The sequence below is a fragment of the Sandarakinorhabdus sp. genome (assembly GCF_041689835.1).
Lineage (GTDB): Bacteria > Pseudomonadota > Alphaproteobacteria > Sphingomonadales > Sphingomonadaceae > Sandarakinorhabdus.
Window position 1 is genome coordinate 1 of the sequence record NZ_JBDNFM010000130.1, and the last position, 21,332, is coordinate 21,332.

Genomic DNA, 21,332 nt, shown 5'->3' on the forward strand with positions numbered 1-21,332 from the left:
AAAAATTTGCTTGGCGGCGTAGTTAGCACGTCAAGGGAGACGCTAGACGGGGCAAGATCAATTAGCCAACTGCTCAAATTGCAGTGTGAGTGCGCTCTATTCCCACGTTTGCGATATCAATACCGTACGTAGTCAGCACCATCCGCAACCCTTTCACTCACCAAACACGGGCGTATCCGGCCCGTTGGCGTAGCCGCAGATGAAGGGTTTTACGCCGCCAGCCCCTGAATAGACGTGGCGGGGGGGGTGGCCGACGATGGCGGCGTAGATGTGGATGCTGACGGAGACCGCGTTGGCGGCCGCGTTGGGTTGAAAACGGCAAAGGCCCGCCGGATTGCGCCGACGGGCCTTCACGCATCCTTATATCAGGGCTTGGCAATCAGCCCCATCAGGTCGCCCTTGACCACATTGTACACGCGCATCACCACTACGGTGGTGAGTGCCCCGGCAATCAACAACGCGACATTGCCCGCCGCCGCGCCGAGCATTGCACCAACTTCAGGAACATTGCCGAGCGCAGTGCCCAACACAGGCAGTGCCAGAACCAGCACTGCAAGCTTGACGATGTCTTCGGCGGTGTAGCAAAGACCAGAAATCAGGCCGAGCACGAGAATCACCAGCGCGGTGTTCAGTGGACCTAGCGTGACGAACCCTGCAACGATGGCCAATAGCACACCTAGCGCCCGCGCGAGCGAGCTTACCTTGTTCAACATCTTCTACCCTCCTGTTTTCCGAGAGGCGGAGTTGTCAGAGTCTGGTCACTTGTTATCCCGTTTTCCGCCTGCCCCCAGCAACCAGAATGAAAGCATATAGGGTTTTTCCAGATAGGAAAGGGCCGACACCACTTCGCTTGCAGACTGTCCACAGGATACCGCCCGCGCTTGCCCGACGGGCGCAGGTTATCTGAAATTATGGTGAAGAATTACGGTGAAGAATTACAGTGGAATTACAGTGGAATTACGATGGAATTACAGTGATAATATACTTTATTATTACGTTTGCAGTATTAATAGTGTATTTATTAACCACTATCCGCAACTTTTTCATCCACAAAACACATGCGTATCCGGCCCGTTGGCGTAGCCGGAGATGAAGGGCTTCATGCCCCCCTCGTCGGGATAGACGTGGCGGGGGTGGTGGCCGATGTTGGTGGCGTAGATGTGGATGCTGACGGAGACCGTGTCTGCGGCGTTGGACACTTTGTGGATGTCGCCCACATCTGGTCCGATGCGTTCGACCATGCCGGGCAGCAAGATGTGGGGTGGGCCGATGGGGCGGGGCGGGGTGGTGCCATCGGCGGTGTAGGCCTGGCTGTGTTCGGCGCCGCGCAGGACGCCGACGGCGCCCCAGACGCCGTGATCGTGGATGGGCGTTGCCTGGCCTGGGCCCCAGACGAAGCTGACGATGGAGAAGCGCCCGACGGGATCGGCGTGGAGCAGATATTGCTGATAATGATCGGGGTGCGGGATGGCGTAGGCGGGCGGCAGCCAATCGCCCTGAGCCACCAGCCGGGCCAGCGCGGCGCCGATTTGTGGCTGGGGTGAAATTTGGGCGAGCGCCTGCTGCACTTCGGCGATGAAGCGGGCCAGTGGTTCCGGTGTGATCGTCATGGCCGCATTCCCACGGGGTGGAGGCGCGAGTGTGGCGCAGGGTCTGGCGGGCGGCAAGGCGGGGAGAGGCCGGGTGCTGCTCACCCAGTTGTTCCGTGATTGCGAAGTTATCGGGCCTTGCGGCGAGGAAGAACAGCGGGGCCCCGTGTCAAGCACGGGGCGACGAAACTTGGTGATGTTGGCTCCGACTGAGAGGGGCCGGCACCTCCCGGCGCCGGCGCCTTCCCGCGACCGCTGAGCGGGTCACTTCACCTTGGCGAAATCTTCGTAGTTGATGCCGAGCTGGTCCATGTACGTCTTGAACCTGGCGGGATCGTAGGTGAATTTTTCCAGTTGCGGGCGCATCTTGGCCATGATGTCGGCGTTGAGCCAGATTGCCGGCTTGTCGTCCGGGGTCAGCAGCGGGTCGTATTTGTCGGATTTGAACTGCACATCCTGCTGATAGGCCTTGGCGTCGGTGATGATCGTGGGCGTGGTCAGCAGATCGAGCACGGTCATGGCGACGGCCTTGGCACCGACCATGACGCCCTTGTGGGCAATCGGCGTGGCCATGGCGATCGCCGATTGGCGGTTGTGGCCGATGGCGTTGGGGATGTTGGACGGGTAGCGGATAGTGACGGTGGGCACTGTCCACATGATGTCGCCGATATCATCCGATCCGCCGCCCATCGACGGCCCACGCAAATCGGGGGTGGACAGCGGCGCCAGCGCGGTGACCAGCGGTTCGACCTTTTGGCCGCTGGCTTGCTGCATGGCCTTGGCAAAGCCCTGATCGGCCGCGCTCCAGGTGGGGAGGCCGACGGCCTTGATGTTGGCATAAAGCGCTTCGGCCAGCGGCTTGTTGCCATAATTGGGCGCGGCATAGCCCAGGGTGCGCCTGGTGACACTGGTGTCGGTGGCCATGGCGGCGGCGGCGGCGATCTGGTTGCCGATTTCATACAGGCCGCGGATCTTGGCAAAGCTGCCTTCGCGGAAATAATACCAGACGCTGGCTTTTTCCGGCACGATGTTGGGCTGGCCGCCACCTTCGGTGATGACATAATGGCTGCGCTGGGTGAGGGGCAGATGTTCGCGGCGGAAATTCCACGCGACGTTCATGATCTCCACAGCATCCAATGCGCTGCGGCCGTCCCACGGCTGGCCGGCGGCATGCGCGGTCTTGCCGTTGAAGGTGTATTCCACGCTCACCATGCCGTTATTGCCAGCCGGGCCCCAGCCGGTGCCGAAATCGCGGCCGACGTGAGCAAAGATCGACGCATCGACACCCTTGAACATGCCGGCGCGCACATAATAAGCCTTGGTAGCGAGCAGTTCTTCGGCGACGCCGGGCCACAGCATCAGTGTGCCCTTGATGCCGTCTTTCTCCATCATCTGCTTGGCGGCAATCGCGGCGACGATCATCATCGGCATGCCGCTGTTGTGGCCTTCGCCGTGGCCGGGGGCGCCTTCCACCATCGGCTTCATGTCGACGACGCCGGGATATTGCGACAGGCCCAATAGGCCATCAATGTCGCTGCCCAGCGCGATTGTGGGGCCCCCATCCTTTCCACTGGGGCCGTTGGACCAGGTGGCCGAAAACGCCGTGGGGATGCCGGCGGAACCGCGTTCGACGGTGAAGCCGTTTTTCTCGAGGATCGCGGTCAGATATGCGCTGGTCTTGTGTTCCTGAAAGCCGGGTTCGGCATAGCTGAACACCATATCGACCATTTCCTGGGCCAGCTTGGTTTGCGCGTCGACCGATTGCGCGGCGGCCTTTTTCTGGGCCGGCGTGGCCAGCGCCAGCGCCGGAGATGCCCCGGCTCCGGCCAGAGTGGTGGCAGCGAGCAGGCCCGCCAGCAGCGTGAGCGACTTCATCCTGTTTTCCCCCTCAATCGCGATCAATATTCGAAGCGCACGCCCATGCGGTACACACGGCCCAGCACATCATAGAGGGAACGATTGGTTTGTGGATAGGCCGGCGTGTTGTTGCCGGTCGGGCCATTGCCCACCAGCACCGGATCGCTGTTCAAGAGGTTGCGGACATAGAGGAACAGATCCACCTTCGATCCGCCCAGCTTCACACGCCTCGTCACTGAGGCATCGAAATTCCACTGTCCGGAAATCCGGTTGTTGTTGATGGTGCGGGCCTGCGGGGTGGACGCCGGGCAGGCCGCGGCGCATTCGATGAAATTATTATCATAAACCCCGCCCGAGAAGCCGCGGCCGACCAGATTGAAGGTCCAGTCGCTCACTTCATAATTGGCGGTCAGGCGATAGTTCCACGCCGGCGTGGCATCGCCGCCGCCGGCATTCTGCCCGGCCAGATCGCGGGCAACGTCGATGCCGTTATCGACGATATTGTCGATATAATGCGAGGCCAGCGCCCGCAGGGTCAGGCGGCCATCGCCCAGACTGGCGCGGTAGCTGGCTTCGAAATCGATGCCGCGCACCTTGAGGGCGGCAAAGTTGAACGGCACCAGCTTGATCCCGGTGACCGGGCTGGCGGTGCCGGCCGGGCCATTGAAGGTGATGAACTGGCACAGATCCTGGCGGTTTTGTTCCAGGCACAGCGTGGCGACGGTTTGCGCGGTGATGGTGGCGATGGCGCCCGACAGATCGATATCGAAATAATCCACCGAGGCGGCAAAACCGGGCAGGAAACTGGGCGTGAACACGCCGCCGACACCCCAGGTCATGGCGACTTCGGGGCGCAGCGCGGTGTTGCCGGTGGTCGATTCGAGGAACTGATCGGTGCGCTGGCCGCCGCCGGGCAGCGGCACGTTCACCGTGTTGGTGCGGGCGGTGCCGGGCGCAAACAGTTCGTTCAGGTTGGGGGCTCGGATATCGCGGCTGCGCACCACGCGCAGTTTGATATCATCGATCACCTGCCAGGTGGCGCCGGCCTTCCAGGTGGTAACATTGCCGGACGTGGAATAATCGGTGACGCGGACGGCGCCGTTGAAATCGAGGCCCTTGGCCAGCGGCACCACGGTTTCGCCGAACACTTCCCATACGGTGTAGGCGCCCTTGGTGACGAGATAATTGCCGTAGAGCCAGCCGGAATTGAACTGCGGATCGACTGAGCCATCCACCCGTTCCCGCCGCCATTCACCGCCGGCAGCAAAAGACACCGGGCCGGCCCAGGTTTCGAACAGATCGTTGGTGGAGAGGTTGGCGGCCGCCACGTCCTGACGCAGCGTCTGGAAGCGCTGCGGCTGCTGGCCGTTGTTGAACACATAATCGATGGCGGCCTGCGTCACCCCGCCGATGCCGATGCGGTTCAAGGGCACGCAGCCGTTGGTGGGATTGGCGAGCGTGGAACGGCAGACGATGGTGCCAGCCGCGATGCCGGCCGCATTGCCGGCCGGCGCCCGCACGGCATCCTGCGCCAGGCTGACCCGGCTATTGAGCCAGGTGTTGGTGAGCAGTTCGTTGGTGCGGGCGATACCGGACTGATAATAGGCTGCATACTTCCAGCTGCCGCTGCCGATTTCAAATTCGCCATCTGCGCCGGCGACAAAGCGATAGACTTCGCGGGTGTTGCTGGAACCGGCGGCCGGGAAGCCGTTGTTGCTGGTGCCGATGGAGATGTTGGTGAGGTTGAGCGCCGTCATCTGCGTCACCAGCGCGGTCGGCAGGAAGGCGTTGTCACGCTGGATGGTGATGCCGGTGGACGGTGTTTGCTGATAAAAGCTTTGCCCGCTGTAGCCGGAATAGCTGTATTGCACGAAGGGCACGAAGGCCGGGCTGACTTCGAAGCTGAGGCGGCCAAAGACGTTCCCGCGTTCTTCATCGGGCGCCAGGCTGTTGGTGTTCAGATGGCCATCGCGGCTGATCAGATAATCGCCGCCCACCATCCACTGGCCGCGGTTGGGGCCATAGGTGAACTGGTTGAGGCTGGCCTGGCCGTTCGTGATCTGGCCAAAATAGGTCCCCCGCAGTGGCCCAGCGTTGACGATACCGCCGGGCGTGAACTGGTAGGTGCCGATACCCGACGCGACGAGGCGTTCTGGCTGGCCATTGCCCTGCACGAAGGCCGGATTGTCGATCTGGAAGACGCCGCTGTTCTGCCACGGGCGATCATAGGTATCGACGCCGTTCTGGGTGAAATAATCCCCCGCCAAAAGCACCTTGCCGCGGCCATCGGCGAAATCGAAACCACTGGTGATGCGCAATGTGTGGTTGGGCACATCGCCGTAATCGGTGATGCCGAATTCATATTCGGCGCGCAGGCCCTTGAAATCGCGATTGAGCGAGAAGTTGACCACGCCCGACACCGCGTCCGAACCATAGGCCGATGACGCGCCGCCGGTGACGACCTCGACGCCCTTTATCAGGCCCTGCGGCACGGTTTGCGTATCGACCAGGCCCACCGGGCTGGAGGCAACCGAGCGCTGGCCGTCGATCAGCACCAGCGTGCGCGCCGCGCCCAGCGAGCGCAGATTGACGGTGGCGATGCCGGCCTGGCCGTTGGACAGCGAGCCCGAGTTGGTCGACGAGGTTTGCGAGCCGCGCACGGAGGGCAGCGTGTTGACGTAATCGCCGATATTGGCCTGCGGTTCGGCCTTGAGTTCAGCTTCGGTGACGACCGAAACCGGCGTCGGCGCGTCATAGCCGGTGCGGCTTATGCGGCTGCCGGTGACGGTGATGACACTGGTATCCGCCTCCTCGGCGGCCGGATCGGCAGCAGCGGCCTGCTGGGCCATGGCGGCGCCGGGCAGGGTGACGGCCAACATGGCGCCGCCCAGCAGCAGCAGGCGGCGAACATCGGCTACAGTGCGGTGGTTGGTCGTCATCAGTCAGCATCCCCAAAAAGCGCCCGGCATCCACACCGGCCGCACGTATATCGCGGCCGCACCATTCCCATTGGCTGTGAGGCCCGGCTGCCGCCCCTTGTTGTTTGCGGGTGCCGCCCGGGCGGACGTTGGCTATCCCGGCGGGGCACCGTCCATCACCCAGCGATTCTGCCGGAGCCCCGCATGTCCAATGCATGACAGTGCCGCCGGGCGCGTTACGTCTTTTGGCGTAGGCGCAGCAGCCGGCGCGGCGGCGCGGCGCTCACTGCGCCGCGAGGCTGATCGGCTTTTCGGCGTCGCCGGGGCGAAAATGCAGCGTGCGGGTGATGCCGGCGCGGCGCACATTCACCTGGGTGGCATGATCCGGCCAGGTTTCGCCGAACAGCGCGCCGCTGATCAGCAGTTGGCTCGGTTTGCCCTTCACCCGGCCCACATAGCGCAGCACGAGTGTGTCGCCGACCATCGTCTGCCCGGCCGCAGCGAGCGTGACGCCGCGAATGCGAAATTGGCTGCCGACATAGGCGACCAACGCTTGCATCGCATCGGCATCATCGAGGCTGGGCTGGGCCGCCGGCGCGATTTCCACCAGCGCCGGTTCGACATCGTGCGCGGCCATGCGGTGGGTGACGACGACGGCGCCGGATTTTGCGTCGATCTCCACCACCGCCAGGCTGGCGTGGCCGCGGTGTGCGTGGGCCGAAGCCCCCAGCGCCAGCAAGACCGCGAACAGCGCCGCCCTCAATTCTCGTCCTTCTTCTTTTCGTCCTTCTTCACGGCACGGGTCTTGATGCTGTCCGGCGTCACTTCCAGCTCGCTGTCGGCCATGCGGTTGTCGGGGCCAGCGGGATCGTCGCTGACCTTGAGCACGCCCGGTTCGATGCGGCGCGGGAAGGCATTGTTGCCGCGATCGGCGTCGGCGGTTTCCCACAGCGGATCGATCTCGGCCGCCTTGAGCAGCTTGGGCGTCACGTGCTGCCAGGTGACGGCGCGGCTGTTGTAGCGCCACACTTCGGCCGGGATGCGGATGGTTTCGGCGGTGCCGTCTTCGTAATCCAGTTTCAGGATTACCGGCATCACCAGCCCGCCGATATTGCGGAAGTTGAAGTGGTAGAAATTGTCCTTGAAAGCCAGCGCGGCCGCGGCTTCGGGCTCCAGCTTTTTCAGGTTCGCCTCGTAATCCTTGCGGTCCTTGGCGGTGACGGTGAAGCGGTCGGTTTCGTCTTAGAAATCGCGCGTGCCGGGATCGCGGTCGATCACCGGCGGCCGAGTGTTACGGGCCACGGTGAGCGGTGTCGGATCGGTTTTGCTGCGATCGCGGCCAAACGCCTTTTCCACGTCGGGATTGCGGGTATCAAGGCGGGCGCGCACCACCTTGTCGAGGCTGATATCGACATGATCGGTGGTGTAGAACCAGCCCCGCCAGAACCAATCGAGATCGACGCCCGAGGCTTCTTCCATGGTGCGGAAAAAATCATAGGGGGTGGGGCGTTTGAAGCGCCAGCGGCGGGAATATTCCTTGAAGGCAAAATCGAACAGCTCGCGGCCCAGGATGGTTTCGCGCAGGATCACCAGAGCAGTCGCCGGTTTGGAATAGCCGTTGTTGCCAAACTGCAGCAGGCTGTCGCTGTGCGTCATCAGCGGCACCTGATCGCGGCTGATCATGTATTCGACGATGTCACGTGGTTCGCCGCGTCCGCGGGTTTTCACCGGGTCCCAGCGCTTTTCGGCTTCGAATTGCAAGAAGCTGTTGATGCCTTCGTCCATCCACGTCCACTGGCGTTCATCGCTGTTGACGCTCATCGGGAACCAGATGTGGCCGACTTCGTGGATCACCACGCCGATCAGGCCGTATTTGGCGCGCTCGGTATAGGTGAGTTGGCCGGTTTTCTTGTCCTTCACCGGGCGCGGGCCGTTGAAGGTGATCATCGGATATTCCATGCCGCCCACCGGGCCGTTGACGCTTTGCGCCGTCGGATAGGGATAGGGGAAGGCGAATTCGCCATACACCTCGATGGTGTGGGCGATGGATTTGGTTGAATAGGCATCCCACAATGGGCGGGCTTCCTTGGGGTAAAAGCTCATCGCCATCACCAGCGGGTTGGCCGGGTCGTTTTGCTTCACACCCACTGCGTCCCAGACGAACTTGCGGCTGGAGGCCCAGGCGAAATCGCGGACGTTGCGCGCGGTGAAGCGCCAGGTGCGGGCGGCAGTGGCTTTCTGCTTTTCGGCGGCCAGCGCTTCGTCGGGCGTGACGATATACACCGGCTCCTTGGCGGTGCGGGCCTGCGCCAGACGGGCGCGCTGCGCGGCGGTGAGGATTTCGGGGTTGGCGAGTTCGCCGGTGGCGGAAATCACATGGTCCGACGGCACCGTAAGGCTGACGTCGTAATCACCGAATTCCAGCGTGAATTCGCCAGCGCCGATGAAGGCCTTGTTGTGCCAACCTTCGTAATCCGAATAGACGGCGGCGCGCGGGAACCACTGCGCGGCCAGAAAGATGCAGTTGCCGTCCTCATCGGGCCTGGTGAAGCATTCATAGCCCGAACGGCCGCCGATGACGCGGGTTTCCATCAGCGGGAAGCTGAATTCGATTTTCACGGTGGTGGCGGCCCCGCTGGCCAGTGCGGCCGGCAGATCGATGCGCAGCAGGCTGTCCACAACGGTGAATTTGAGCGCGCGGCCCGAAGCGTCGGTGACCTTCAGATTGTTGAAGCCGCCTTCCCATTCCTTGAAGCGCATGGCGCGGCGCACTGCGGTCATGCCGATCTGGCCGCCGGGCGACACGGTATCGGAGCGTTCGCCGATGGAATCGCGCTTGCTTTCGTTCTGATCGAGCAGCAACCACAGATACTTGAGCGCATCTGGGCTGTTGTTGTGGTAGGTGATCGTCTCGGTGCCGGTGATGCTTCGGGTGGCTTCATCAAGGCGCGCGGTGATGCGATAATCGACCTTTTGCTGCCAATAGCGGTGCCCGGGCGCACCGGCGGCGTTGCGATAATCAGTGGGGGTCGGCCAGTCCTCGCCTTCCAATTGGCGGAACTTGTCGACGAAATCGCCCTTGGTTTGCACGATCGGATTGGCATAGGCAGTCGTTGGTACCGCCGCTGCCAATGCCAGCATCATCGCCGCTGCCGCGAACCGGATCACACCCATCATCACTATCAAATCCCTGCCCCGGTCTGCTGCCGGATGTGATGACCCTTGCCCGCGCTGCTGCGAATTCGCAAGCTGTGCCAGCGGTCGCATGGTGCATCTGCCCCTGCCGGTGCGTTGCCGCTTGGCAGTGATGCTGCCAGAGTGTGTGCCTGCATCTGTGCTGGAGAATTTTGATGTCTCGCCCCCCGATTGCCGCGCTTGCCGCGCTTGCCCTGCTTGCTGCGCCTGTTGCTGCCGAACCGCTTCCCCCCGAAATTGCCGCGCGTATCGACACCAGCATGAAAGGCTGGGCGCAGGCCAATCATGTGCCGGGACTGACGTGGGGCATCGTCAAGCGCGGCGAAGGGCTGGTGCACAGCGGCTTTTCGGGCACCGCCGATATAGACAGCGGGCGCGCGGTGGAGGCGGACACGCGGTTTCGCATCGCCAGCATGACCAAGGCGTTCACGGCACTGACGCTGTATGATCTTGCTGCCGAAGGCCGGTTGCGGCTGGACGACAAGGTGGCAGCGCACGTGCCCGAAGTGGCGGGATGGGGCGGCGCATTGACGGTGACCGATCTGGTTCATCACATGGGCGGTTTCGTCACCGACGATCCGTGGGGGGACCGGCAGACACCGCTGCCCGAAGCCGAGTTCACGGCGCTGCTCAAATCCGGGGTGCCGTTCACCCGCGCGCCGGGGATGGCGCATGAATATTCCAACCTGGGCTATGCCCTGATCGGCCGCATCATTCGCAACATCAGCGGGCGCCCATTTGAAACCGAGATTGCCAGCCGGCGGTTCCAACCGCTGGGGATGAGCGCGACGACGTTCGCCCTTGCCGATGTGCCGCGCGCCAAGTTGGCGACCGGCTGGCGCTGGGAAGACGGCAGGTTTCAGCGCGAACCTGATATGGGCCCCGGCACGTTCGGCGCGATGGGCGGCGTGATCACCACCGGGCCGGATTATGCGCGGTGGATCGGGCATCTGCTTGGCGCATGGCCGGCCGCTGCGCCAGGGGAGACCGAACCGCAAGCCCGCACCACGGTGCGTTCGATGTTGCGCGGCGAAGGCTCCCCGCGGCGGATGATGCGGCCCACGATGTTGGCACCTGATGCGGCACCGGGGGCTTCCACCTCGCCGTGCACGGTCGCGGTGGTGTATGGTGCGGGCTTGCGCGTGGGCGACGATTGCACGCTGGGGCGGACGGCGTTCCACGGCGGCGGCTATCCCGGTTATGGCAGCATCATGGTGATGGCGCCGGAACGCGGCTGGGGCGTGTTCGTGCTCACCAACCACACTTATGCCGGCCCATCGGCGCCGGCGTGGGATGCGCTGATTGCCCTGCACGCCGCCGGGCTGATGCCCACCGATGTGGTGCCGCTGTCGCCGGCGCTGGCGACTTTGGTCGAACCGATCCACAAGATGCTGACCAGCGGCGACGTGCGCGCCGCCAGCGCCAATCTGGCGGGCAATTTCCTGATGGACCGCGACGCCGCGCACCGCGCCGCCGATATCGCTGCGATCACGGCGCAGGCCGGCCGCTGCTCAGGGCTGCCCGGCGTGGCTGCGCAGGGGGCGCTGGAAGGCGATTATCTGTGGTATTGCGAGAAGGGCATGGTGATCGCGCACGCCCTGCTGGCCCCCACGACCACACCGCAATTGCAGGTGCTGGATTGGCGCTGGCAGCCGGCGCCAGCGAAACGCTAACCGGCCTTTTTGCCTTTGCCGGCGGCGGGATGCGCCATGCGGCCCGCTTCGGGCGGATACATCAGCCGCAGTGACGCCGGGGCACCGCATGTGCGGATCAAGCGGTCCACCAGTTGCGCCCGCGTCTTGACGAGGCTGACCGAGGTGAACGCCGTGGTGCGCCCGCGCGCCACTTCGTCGGCGGTGAACGGCTTGCTGCCCGCCGGCGTTGAACGCCCGCCCAGGCCAAAGACCATGAAGTTCATCAGATCAGCCAGTTGGGCATTATCGGTGATGCGGGAACGGGCGACATTGGGCAGCCGCACCAGATAGGATCGGCCTTCGGGCGTGCACATGAACCAGCCAACGCGGCCGCCAATGGTGGGCAGTTCAGCCGGCGACGCCACGCCGTGGATGCCGTGGCAGCCGCCGCAATGTTCGACATAATCCGATTGCGCCTGATCCATGTCTGCCGGGTAATTGGCTGGAACCCCGGCGGGCATTTCGCTGGCAAAGGCCGGGATGTGCGCCCCCGGCGGCGGCGGCGTGGATGCAGACTTGGCCGTGGTGTTGCCGACCACCGGCACCGCCAGAACAGCCATGATTGCGGCAGCCATGCCCAATACCTGGCAGCGGGAGGGGCTGCCGCGGCCAATCATTACTGCGCCTTTCCAACCAGCACGGCGGTGGAGCAGTGATATTCCATGCTGCTGGTGCCAAAGCACCAGATGACGTTGTTGTTGAGCTGCGGCATGTACAATTGCGTTTCGCGATCGGTGTTGTCGCAGCCGCACTGGCCGCAGCCGGATTTGCCGCAGCAATCGCGATAGGCGATCAGATAAGCGCTGCCGTTATCGGGATTGATGCAGGTGCCCACCCACGACACCGGCGATGGTTCGGTGCCAGCCGGGCAGCTGGCAGCCGTGCCGCCGCAGCACGAACACAGCGAGCCATCGATGGCGCAATAGCGCCAGTAATTGCACTTGGTGTCGTCCTTGGTTTGGGCGTTGCGGGCGAAATTGGTCTTGGCCTCCGGCGTGCGGTCCGGCTTGGCGGCGTTGGCACGGCTGACAGGCAACAGCGGAAACGCCGGGGCGGCAACGATGGCCACGCCCAGCTTGGTGAGGAAGGAACGGCGCGAGGTGCGGCCGGCAAATTTGCGCAGCAGCGTTTCGCCCAGCGCATCCATATTGAATTTGCTCATATCCGGTTCCCCTTGGCTTGCCGCGTTGTCATGCGTCCACCGCAGCGTGCGGGTGGGCGGAGGCCGGCTTCAGGCCGGCGATATAATCCTGCACGCTCGCCACACCCATTTCGTGACTGACGATCAGGCTTTCGAGATGCTCGCGGCTGTTGACCAGACCCTTGGCCAGCACCTTGCCGGCACCGTCCATCAATACGGCGTGGGGCAGCTTGTCGACTTCGAACAGGCGGCCAACATCGCCGCTGTTGACGAAGGGATAGGCACCCAGGCCCTGCGCCGCCACCAGCGATTTCTGGATAGGAAGCTCGTCGTCGCCGACGAATACCAGGCTGATCCGTTCGGCAGCGGCAAAGCTTTTGGCAACCGGAATCAGCGTCTTGCACATCGGGCATTGCGCCGAAACGAACATCAGCAACCGCAAGCTGGCCGATGCCGAAGCGCCGCCGACCGTAAAGGGCTGGCCGTCCAGGGTGGTGACAGCAAGCGGCGGCGCGACATCGCCCACTGCCGGGCCGCGATTCCCGTCAAGCGCACCGGCCGGGGCAACGCGCACATGCAGCACGCCAATTTGGCGGGCCAACGCCAGCCCGGCAACCCCAAGGGTGATCAACACCAACCATTGCAGGCCCTCGTTGATGATCAGCAAGCTCGACATGGCAAGGCGCCCTTTTCAGGTCAACCGCGTGCCCGGGCGCGCGGCCCGGCAACGGCGTTCAACGTGGTGAACAACAGCATCAGCAAATAAATGGCAACGCCAGCAGCCGCCGCGACCGCGATATCGGCTCCGGCCAGCAGGGATGCCCCGCCAGGCATGATCAGCGGCACCAGGCCGATGCCGAGCACGATATTGCGCGCCACCTGGCCCCAGCCCAATTGCTGGCGCAGCCCCGCGTGGCCGCAGCCGCAATCGATATGGCGGCGGCCGCGCCGGATATTGATGGCCATGGCGGCCGCAAACAACAGCAGCAACAGCGCCGCCGCCAGCGCAGCGCCGGCCGCAACCGGCGGCGGTACCGCGCCGGCCAAGCTCAGCACCAGTGCAGCGGCAATCCCCAGTTCTGCCACGGGCAGCGCTGCCGCTGCCGGCGCGACCAGCACGGGCGGCAACAGGCGATAGTTGGCAATCACGCCGGGCAGCAAGGCGCGGTGGCACAGCTTGTCGATGCCGGCCACCGCAAACAGCAGTGAAACGACAACGCCGGCAGCGCCGCCGATAATCAGGAGGAAGGCCATGCCCAAGTGAAACTCACTGGCCGTCGAAGGTCTGGATCGAGCCGCCGCCGGCACGTTCCAGTTCATGTTTCTGTTCAAAGCTGACTGCGTCCATCACGATGATGTTGCTGCCATCGCCGCCCATGAACAACAACGGCTTGTCGTCCTGGGTGATGTTGAGATTGCTGGCCTTGTGCTTGAGCGGCACGCGCTTGGTGACCTTGCGGGCGGCCAGATCGACCACCCACAGTTCTTCGCCGTCTTCTTTCTGGGTCCAATATTCGCCGCGGTGCATCAGCACATACAGCGTGCCGGTCTTGCGGTGCAGCGCCGTCATCTGCCGGCCGCCCGGCATCCAGTTGATGTCCAGCGGCTTGGTGTCGCCTGCGCGCAGACCAGCGGCGGCCTGCAGCGACCAGGCCTCGCCGACCACCGGAGCCGCGCCCAATGTGGCCGTGCGGATCAAGCCGGTGTAGGTGACGTAAACCGCCATTTTCTTGGCGCGATCATAGACATAACTGTCGAAAATCGGATCTTCGGCTGCGCTGAAAAAGGGCTGGCTGTGCGTGACGGTCGACGTTTTGGCCCCCACCGCCACGGTGGCGATCGTGCCATCGCTGCACAGCGCCGCAAAGCCGACGCCGGCCACCGGCACGAAGCTGGCGCAGCCGGGCAATTCGACGACCTGGGCCATCTTTCGCTTTTCGAGATCGACCACATTGACCGATGCGGCCGGGCTGAAATTATAGACGAACGCCGTCTTGCCATCGTCGCTGATGTGGAAATTGTTGTTTTGCGCGCCGATGATCAGCCGGCCCGGCATCGGGATTTCGGCCATCAAGTTCAGCGTCGATGGATCATAAACCGCGATATAATCCTGGCGGGTGCCACGGTTGATTTTGGTCCAGATCGTTTCGGATACATAATAGCCGCGGCGCGACGGATCGATCATCATGTCGGACCAGCGCGTCGTGCTGAGCTGGCCGATCATCTTGCCGGTATCGCCGTCGAAAATGCGGGTGCCGCCGTTTTCCCAGCCGCCGCGCAGGAAACCCCAGTGCGGCGAGGCCGTCGGCAATTTGCTGGTGTAAGGGGTTTCGGGCTCCAGTCCGGGGGTGGCGGTGGATGGCGCAGCGGGCGGTGAGCTTTGCGCCGCCGCAGCTGTTGCCGTCATGACGGCGAGCAGCGCGGCCCCGGCAAAAGCTTTGGCCCGGTATGAAAATGTCGTGCTGGTCATGATCGCCCTGTCCCCCGAAGTTCGTCTGGCACGTGAACATCTGGGTGCGACTCGCCGCAAGGATCGGCGAACCGCACCGGAATGGAAAGGATGCTGGACGAGCGTCAAGTATTCGTCAAGCCGCCGCACTTTGCCCGAATTGCGTAGATTGGACGGCGGCCAAGCGGTGGATTTCAGCCGGCGTGATGGTCTTGGCCAGATGCACCAGCGCGGTCACGGCAATCCCTTTGAACTGCGGCATCTGGGCGGCCCAGGGTTTGCCGTGGCCGGCAAAGATGGTGGTGCCTTCCAGGCTGGCGCTGATGAAGCGCGCCACCACATCGACATCCTGTGCCGACAACGCCGGGTTCAGCGGCGCGACAGCCGCAGCGATGTTGGCGTGAGCATGGCGATAAAAGGCCGCCACCCGTTCAGCCACAAAGCTGTCATGATTGGCCAGCGCCCACAGTTCGGTAAACAGATGCGTGGTGCGTTTGCTGCCGATATCATCCAGCACAATCTCGATCATCATGCGCAACTGGTCTTCCGGGCTGAGGCCGGGTTGGCGCACGGTTTGATCGAGCACGCCTTCGTAATATTCAAGCAAATCATCAAGCAGCAGCTGAATCAGCAGTTCCTTGCGGGCAAAATGATGCGAAAGATTGCCCACTTTCATGCCGCAGCGGGCCGCGATGCGGCGCAAGGTGAAGGCGCCAGCACCCTCGTCGATCAGCACGCCGAGCGCAGCTTCGAGGATCAATTCCACCGTCTCGGCGCCGCGCACGTAAACACCGGGGCGCGGGGGTGCAGCCTTGGCCGGAGCATCGCCTTTTGTATCACTCATGGCATCAGGATAGGCGGCGCATTTGCACGCGTAAAGGCTCGCGCTTGACGAATGCTTGATGACTGTCCAGTATTTGCTTCTATTGCGCTGCACCATGGCTTTGCGGCGCTTGTGCCAAGGAGCGGACGTGATTTCAGCCCCAGCCTCGACCCTTGCCCCGAATGTTGCCCCGAACGTTGCCTCGAACGTTGCCTTCACCTTTGCTGCCATCGCTGCCATGCTGGTTGCCGCCCCCGTTTTGGCCGCTGATGCCAAGACGGCGTTCGTCTCGCGCTGCGGCATGTGCCACCAGGCCGGCGGCGAAGGCCTGGCGGGCCAGTTTCCCAAATTGGCGGGGCGCGCTGCCGCCATCGCGCAGGCACCGGCCGGACGCCGTTATATGGCGCTGGTGGTGCTGGGCGGCATGGCCGGGCGCATCGAAGTGGAGGGCGCGGCACTGAATGGCGTGATGCCGGGAATGGCCTCGCTCACCGATGCTGAAATCGCCGAAGTCTTGAGCCATGTCGTCACGCTGGGCAAACCGGCCAAGGCGGCCAAGCCGTTCAAGGCCGCCGAAATTGCTGCGGTGCGGGCCGGGGGCAAGGCGACGATGGGCGACAACAAGGAATTGCGCAGCCAGCTGATTGCCGAGGGCGTGATCAAATAGGCGCGAGACTGGCCGGCACGGCGGGATACAACGTCGTCACGTCTCCCAGCGTTTCGGCCAGCGGCCCGAGCCACGGCGCATAGGCTTTCCAATGGTCCACGCCATCGGTGAAGATCGGCTGGCGCACCTGTTCGGAACTGGCTGTGCGCACGGCGCGGTCGTTGCGCCAGAATTCGAGGCAGGCGGGTTCGAAATCAAGCCCGGCATGGGCCAGCAGCAGGCGCACCTGGGTTTCGGTGTCGGCCACCATTTCCTCGTAGATGACGCGGTGGACAGCGATAGGGACGGCAGCATCGAAATGCGCCATCAGCCGGACATAATCGCGGTAATAGCGGCCCACCTCGACCAGATCGTAGGAAAAGCGCTGGCCGCGCGCAAAATGCTGTTTCCACGCGGAAAAACAACAGCCCATCGGGTGGCGCCGCGCGTCGATGATGGCGGCGTTCGGCAGGATCAGGCGGATCAGGCCGACGTGCTGCCAATTGTTGGGCATCTTGTCGATAAAACGCGGCTTGTCCGATTTGCGGTGGATGTGGGTTCGTGTCAGATATTCCTCACCCAACCGCGTGCGGTCGGCGGGTGACAGCGACGCGGCCATGGCGCTGAAATCGGCAAACTCGCCGGCATCGATGCGCGCTGCCAGACGGCTGGCGATCATCATCATGTCGGGCAGTTCCATCGTTCCTTCAACCTGGCTGTGGCTGGCGAGGATCTGTTCGATCAGGGTGGAGCCCGATCGCGGCAGGCCGACGATGAAGATGGGATCGGGTGCCGGGCAACCGCCGCCCCCCCGCGACGCGACGAACGGCGCGGAGAAGGTGGTAATGGCGGCATCGATTTCGGCGGAGAATTCATCGGCATCGTGGACGATGAGCGCCCGGCGGCGGCGGTTGCCCTCGGCATAATGCGCGATGGCTGCGGCGGGTTCGCCCAGATCCTCGTGCGCTTTGCCCAGCGCGAAGTGCAGGTGGAACAGATCTTCGGCCCGAGCCCTGTCACCGGTTTCGTCCTGCCCGGCGAGCGACGCCAGCGCCGCCTGCATCGCGGTGATGTCGCTGGCGCGCAGCTTCACCGTTTTCAGGTTGGCCAGGCTCCACCACGCTTCCCCCAATGTCGGCTGGCGGGTGACGGCCTCGCGATAGGCGGTCACCGCGCCGGCCTGTTCGCCCAGCGTTTTCAGCACATGCCCCAGATTTTGCCACACCTGCGGCTGGCCAGGGTTGCGTGCCAGAAGGCCCTGGTACAGCCCGCGCGCGCGGGTTTGATCGCCCAGATGGACCAGCACCGACGCGAGGATCAGATCGTGACCGGGGCTTTCCAGCGGCGAGGTGCGCAGCGTTTCGGCGTGTGCAAGCGCGTCGGTCAGGCGGCTGGCCTGAACCAGCAGGCGGATCAGGAATTCGCGGGCAAGATCATAGCCGGGGGCCTGCGCCAGGGTTTGTTCGAGTTGGGCAATGGCCAGCGCCATATCGCCCTGGCGCCAGCATATTTCGGCAGCGAGCCGGCTGGCCGGCGGATCATCCCCCTGCCGTGCGCGCCGTGCCGCCAGTGCAGCGGCCGCTTCATCAAGCCTGCCCTGCTGCATGGCCAGCGCGGCCTGCACCAGTTCGGCATCCTGGGCGGCGGCGTTGACGCCCTTCAGATCGGCCTGCCACCCGTCGCGGTCGCGGCCCGCAGCGCGATACTGCGCCGCAAGCAGGAACCAGCCGCCCGGAACCGCCGGCAATTGCCGGGTGAGCTGTTCGAGCGCGGGAATCGCTGTTTCGGGCATCCCCGCAGCGGCAGCCGCCTGCGCCAGTTCCCAGCGCACCGCCGGCACGCCCGGCGCAATTTGTGCCAGCGCCGAAAGCCGCGTTACCGCCGCTTCGAGGTGGCCAAGCCGGCGCAGCGCCTGCCCGGCAAGCAACTGCGCCGGCAGCAGATCGGGCGCGTGGGCCAGCAAGGCGTCGGCGGCAGCCAGCGCGCCGGCGGGATCGGCCTCCAGTTGCGCCGTTGCAGCGGTGAGCACAGCAGCTTGGGCAGCGGCCGACTGTGATCGATTGAGCGCGGATTGCATCTGTTGCCCCCTTGATGATGCCCCAAGGCTAGGCCGCAATCGCCAGCCAAACAATCGGCAGCTGAAAGGCTTTGGGTGGGGAGAATGGCGCATATAGGCCCCCCGCCGATCGGTCATGATCATATTGTGACTGTCGTCTTGCAAAGTGAAATTCGGGGACGATTGCAAATTGTCGTTGCGCGCAGCAGAATGCGGCCGTCGGGGGGAACCGACCGGCTTGTTTTTTTCAGGGGGGAACTGGAACATGAAGCGCAGTCAGCAGCGTCGCAACGACGGCAGCCGGGCGGATTTGATCCGGGTATTGAGCCTTACCACCATCTTGTCAGGCTTTGCGGCACCCGCCTGGGGCGCCGAACAGCAGCTCGCAGCGCGCCCCACCGAAGTGGCGCAGGCGGTTGATGAAACGGCGTTCGAAGAAATCATCGTCACGGCGACGCGCAGCGCCACCAGCATCCAGAAGGTGCCGATTTCCATGCAGGCGCTCACCGCCGATTCGCTGGCGCAGCGGCAGGTGAAGGGCCTCACCGATTTTGCCGCGTTGCTGCCATCGGTGTCGTTCGCGGGCCTTGGGCCTGGCCGTACCGAGGTGTATTTCCGCGGCATCGTGCCGGCCGGCGGCGCCTATCCGGCAACCGGTTATTATCTTGATGATGCGTCGATCAACGTCAACAGCCTGCCCGATGTCCATATCTACGACATCGAACGCATCGAAGCGCTTTCAGGCCCGCAGGGCACGCTGTTCGGCGCCGGTTCGCTGGCCGGCACGCTGCGCATCATCACCAACAAGCCCAAGCTGGGTGAATTTTCCGGCGGCATGGACCTGGAAGCCAACAAATTTGGCGGCGGTGATTTCGGCGGGCAAGCGCAAGGCTTTATCAACGTGCCCCTCGGCGAAACGCTGGCCGTGCGTGCCATGGGTTATTACCGCAAGGAAGGCGGCTACATCGACAACGTTCCCAACAACGGGCGGTTTGCCGATGGTAGCCCGGCCTTGCTCAACCTGGGCGATGAAAATCCGCTGACCAATTTCACATTGAACAACGCCGCGATTGCCAAGAACAATTACAACTCGATCGATGAAGTCGGCGGCCGGCTGTCGCTGCTGTGGGAACCGGTCGAAGGCTGGTCTCTCAACCCGTCGATCACGGCGCAGCGCCAGATTTCGCTGGGGTATTTCGGTTTTGATCCCAAGGTCGGCGACTTGAAGGTGCATGATTACGACAACACCCGCAACGACGATCAATGGTATCAGGCGCAGGCCACCATTCACGGCCATATCGGCGATTTCGATGTGGTCAGCTCAACCGGCTACTTCCGCCGCAACATCAAGCTGCGCAACGATTACACCTACTACACCGTTGCCTACGACAGCTTTGGCGCCGGTTATGAAAATTATCTGCAGTTTTTCGACAAGGCCGGCTGCACCGGAGCGGGCGCATCGTTGCGCTGTTCCACGCTGATCAATCCGCAGCAATTTTACAGCGGCAATCGCAACGAACGTATTTTTTCGCAGGAACTGCGGTTCACCACGCCATCAAGCTGGCCGATCCACGTGACCTTTGGCGGTTTCTATCAATTCCAGAAAAACGAAATCAACGACGATTATGCCACGACCGGGCTGAGCAACATTGCCGGTTTCACCGAATCCGGCGGCGGTGATCGGGCTGATTTCGCCACATCGTTTGGCGTGCCGCAGGCGCAGGGCGGCAGCATGATCCTGGGCTCGCCGGCCGTGAAGCGCGATGCGTTCTACATGGCGGAGCAGGACCGAACGACGCGGGATAGCGCGCTGTTTGCCGAAGGCTATTACAACATCACGCCAACCCTGAAAGTGACCGGCGGTTTCCGTTATTTCTGGACGGAGCTTAATGTCGTGGGCTTTGCCGGCGTGGCCGGATCGGCGCGCAACGTGCGCAGCACTTTCGTGCCAACCGGCGCTGCGGGTTGTCCGGTGCCATTCCCGGCAGAGCGTCTGCAATGCCTCAACACCAATTTCACCCGGGCTGACCAGAATCTGGTTTACCGCGAACAGGGTCACACCCAGAAAGTGGCGATCGATTGGCAGTTCGCGCCGTCCAAGATGGTTTATGCCAACTATTCCACCGGCTTTCGCCCCGGCGGGCAGACGAGGCCCTTGCGCATCGGCGGCGAGGTCTTTGCAGTTAATCCGTTCCGCTCGGAAGATTTGATCAACTATGAAATCGGCTTCAAGACGACGTGGAACAACATCTTCCGCTTCAACGCCGCCATCTATCTGGAAAAGTGGAAAGATCTGCAATATTCAGTGGTTGTTGCCGGCGCGCAGGGCGCAGGGATCACCGGCAACGCCGGCAATGCCGAAGTGCGCGGCATCGAATTTGATGCCGATCTGCGGTTGGGCAAATTCACCCTCGTCACCGCCGGTTCGTATAATGATGGCAAGCTGAAGGGCAATTTCTGCAATTTCGCTGCCAACGTCGCCAACCGGACGATCGGCCAGTTGGCCGATTGCCAGCTTGGTGAATTCGCGCCCGGCAACCCGCCGACGCCCGAAGTCGCCGCCGCCGATGGCACGCGCCTGCCGCGCCAGCCCAAGTTCAAGGGCACATCATCGGTTCGATATGACACGCAGCTTTCCGGCATGGATTTCTATGTGCAAGGCGCTGCAAATTACCAGACCGGGGCCACACAGGATCTGAATCAGGAACTCAACGCGCTGCTTGGCAACACGCCAGGCTTTGCCTCGTTCGATTTCGCCGCCGGCATCAAGAAGGACAAGCTGACTGTCGACGTGTTCATCCAGAACGCCTTCGATCGGCGCGGCCTGCTGACAACCAACACCTTCTGCTCGATCTCGATCTGTTCGGGATCGGCGCGCGTCTTCCCGATCCGGCCACAATTCTTCGGGGTACGGTTCGGCCAGCGCTTCTGAACCCAGCCCCTGTCTCCCCGCCCGACAGTGGG

At 63.3% G+C, this 21,332-nt stretch carries 18 protein-coding genes; 3 read left to right on the plus strand and 15 right to left on the minus strand.

The window, feature by feature from the left end; translation table 11 throughout:
- Window positions 1–153: 153 nt before the first annotated feature.
- The 8 genes from ACESL8_RS07095 to ACESL8_RS07130 all read right to left on the minus strand — a co-directional run bounded on the left by ACESL8_RS07095 (window position 154) and on the right by ACESL8_RS07130 (window position 9,541).
- Window positions 154–354, minus strand: coding sequence for a hypothetical protein (locus ACESL8_RS07095; RefSeq protein ID WP_372917268.1), 201 nt, complete (start codon window positions 352–354; stop codon window positions 154–156).
- An 11-nt stretch (window positions 355–365) separates the two neighbouring features.
- Window positions 366–713, minus strand: a complete 348-nt coding sequence (locus ACESL8_RS07100; RefSeq protein WP_372917270.1) for a hypothetical protein — start codon at window positions 711–713, stop codon at window positions 366–368.
- 330 nt (window positions 714–1,043) lie between these two features.
- Window positions 1,044–1,610 carry a cysteine dioxygenase gene (locus ACESL8_RS07105; RefSeq protein ID WP_372917272.1) on the minus strand — a complete coding sequence of 189 codons (567 nt, stop codon included), beginning with the start codon at window positions 1,608–1,610 and terminating at the stop codon, window positions 1,044–1,046.
- 243 nt (window positions 1,611–1,853) lie between these two features.
- Complete coding sequence (locus ACESL8_RS07110; protein ID WP_372917274.1) at window positions 1,854–3,464, minus strand: amidohydrolase; 1,611 nt, start codon at window positions 3,462–3,464, stop codon at window positions 1,854–1,856.
- Between the two features lie 23 nt (window positions 3,465–3,487).
- Window positions 3,488–6,385 carry a TonB-dependent receptor plug domain-containing protein gene (locus ACESL8_RS07115; RefSeq protein WP_372917276.1) on the minus strand — a complete coding sequence of 966 codons (2,898 nt, stop codon included), beginning with the start codon at window positions 6,383–6,385 and terminating at the stop codon, window positions 3,488–3,490.
- Window positions 6,386–6,647: 262 nt separating this feature from the next.
- Window positions 6,648–7,127: a DUF6702 family protein gene (locus tag ACESL8_RS07120; protein ID WP_372917278.1), complete on the minus strand. Its 480-nt coding sequence runs from the start codon at window positions 7,125–7,127 to the stop codon at window positions 6,648–6,650.
- A complete protein-coding gene (locus ACESL8_RS07125) occupies window positions 7,124–7,462 on the minus strand; it encodes a hypothetical protein (RefSeq protein ID WP_372917280.1) in 339 nt (112 codons plus the stop codon). The genes ACESL8_RS07120 and ACESL8_RS07125 overlap by 4 nt, the downstream gene beginning before the upstream one ends.
- Before the next feature lie 144 nt (window positions 7,463–7,606).
- Window positions 7,607–9,541: a M1 family metallopeptidase gene (locus tag ACESL8_RS07130; protein WP_372917282.1), complete on the minus strand. Its 1,935-nt coding sequence runs from the start codon at window positions 9,539–9,541 to the stop codon at window positions 7,607–7,609.
- Window positions 9,542–9,714: 173 nt separating this feature from the next.
- Between ACESL8_RS07130 and ACESL8_RS07135 the strand changes: the two genes are divergently transcribed.
- Window positions 9,715–11,232, plus strand: a complete 1,518-nt coding sequence (locus ACESL8_RS07135; RefSeq protein WP_372917284.1) for a serine hydrolase domain-containing protein — start codon at window positions 9,715–9,717, stop codon at window positions 11,230–11,232.
- Here ACESL8_RS07135 and ACESL8_RS07140 read toward each other — a convergent pair.
- The 6 genes from ACESL8_RS07140 to ACESL8_RS07165 all read right to left on the minus strand — a co-directional run bounded on the left by ACESL8_RS07140 (window position 11,229) and on the right by ACESL8_RS07165 (window position 15,687).
- Window positions 11,229–11,828 carry a cytochrome C gene (locus ACESL8_RS07140; RefSeq protein ID WP_372917286.1) on the minus strand — a complete coding sequence of 200 codons (600 nt, stop codon included), beginning with the start codon at window positions 11,826–11,828 and terminating at the stop codon, window positions 11,229–11,231. The two genes, ACESL8_RS07135 and ACESL8_RS07140, sit on opposite strands and share 4 nt — an antisense overlap.
- A gap of 41 nt (window positions 11,829–11,869) precedes the next feature.
- The gene (locus ACESL8_RS07145) at window positions 11,870–12,415 is read right to left on the minus strand and encodes a methylamine dehydrogenase light chain (protein WP_372917288.1); all 546 of its coding nucleotides are present in this window, start codon (window positions 12,413–12,415) and stop codon (window positions 11,870–11,872) included.
- A 28-nt stretch (window positions 12,416–12,443) separates the two neighbouring features.
- On the minus strand, window positions 12,444–13,070 hold the full coding sequence (locus ACESL8_RS07150; RefSeq protein WP_372917290.1) for a methylamine utilization protein MauD: 627 nt from the start codon (window positions 13,068–13,070) through the stop codon (window positions 12,444–12,446).
- A 20-nt stretch (window positions 13,071–13,090) separates the two neighbouring features.
- On the minus strand, window positions 13,091–13,648 hold the full coding sequence (locus ACESL8_RS07155; protein WP_372917292.1) for a MauE/DoxX family redox-associated membrane protein: 558 nt from the start codon (window positions 13,646–13,648) through the stop codon (window positions 13,091–13,093).
- Between the two features lie 13 nt (window positions 13,649–13,661).
- A complete protein-coding gene (locus ACESL8_RS07160; protein ID WP_372917294.1) occupies window positions 13,662–14,864 on the minus strand; it encodes an amine dehydrogenase large subunit in 1,203 nt (400 codons plus the stop codon).
- Window positions 14,865–14,979: 115 nt separating this feature from the next.
- Window positions 14,980–15,687 carry a TetR/AcrR family transcriptional regulator gene (locus tag ACESL8_RS07165; protein ID WP_372917296.1) on the minus strand — a complete coding sequence of 236 codons (708 nt, stop codon included), beginning with the start codon at window positions 15,685–15,687 and terminating at the stop codon, window positions 14,980–14,982.
- A 127-nt stretch (window positions 15,688–15,814) separates the two neighbouring features.
- On the opposite strand from ACESL8_RS07165, the gene ACESL8_RS07170 reads away from it, so the two are divergent.
- Window positions 15,815–16,333 (plus strand): cytochrome c, encoded by a 519-nt coding sequence (locus ACESL8_RS07170; RefSeq protein WP_372917298.1) that lies wholly within the window; start codon window positions 15,815–15,817, stop codon window positions 16,331–16,333.
- Here ACESL8_RS07170 and ACESL8_RS07175 read toward each other — a convergent pair.
- The gene (locus ACESL8_RS07175) at window positions 16,326–18,389 is read right to left on the minus strand and encodes a sulfotransferase (protein ID WP_372917300.1); all 2,064 of its coding nucleotides are present in this window, start codon (window positions 18,387–18,389) and stop codon (window positions 16,326–16,328) included. The two genes, ACESL8_RS07170 and ACESL8_RS07175, sit on opposite strands and share 8 nt — an antisense overlap.
- A 244-nt stretch (window positions 18,390–18,633) precedes the next feature.
- On the opposite strand from ACESL8_RS07175, the gene ACESL8_RS07180 reads away from it, so the two are divergent.
- Complete coding sequence (locus tag ACESL8_RS07180) at window positions 18,634–21,300, plus strand: TonB-dependent receptor (RefSeq protein ID WP_372917302.1); 2,667 nt, start codon at window positions 18,634–18,636, stop codon at window positions 21,298–21,300.
- Window positions 21,301–21,332 lie beyond the last annotated feature (32 nt).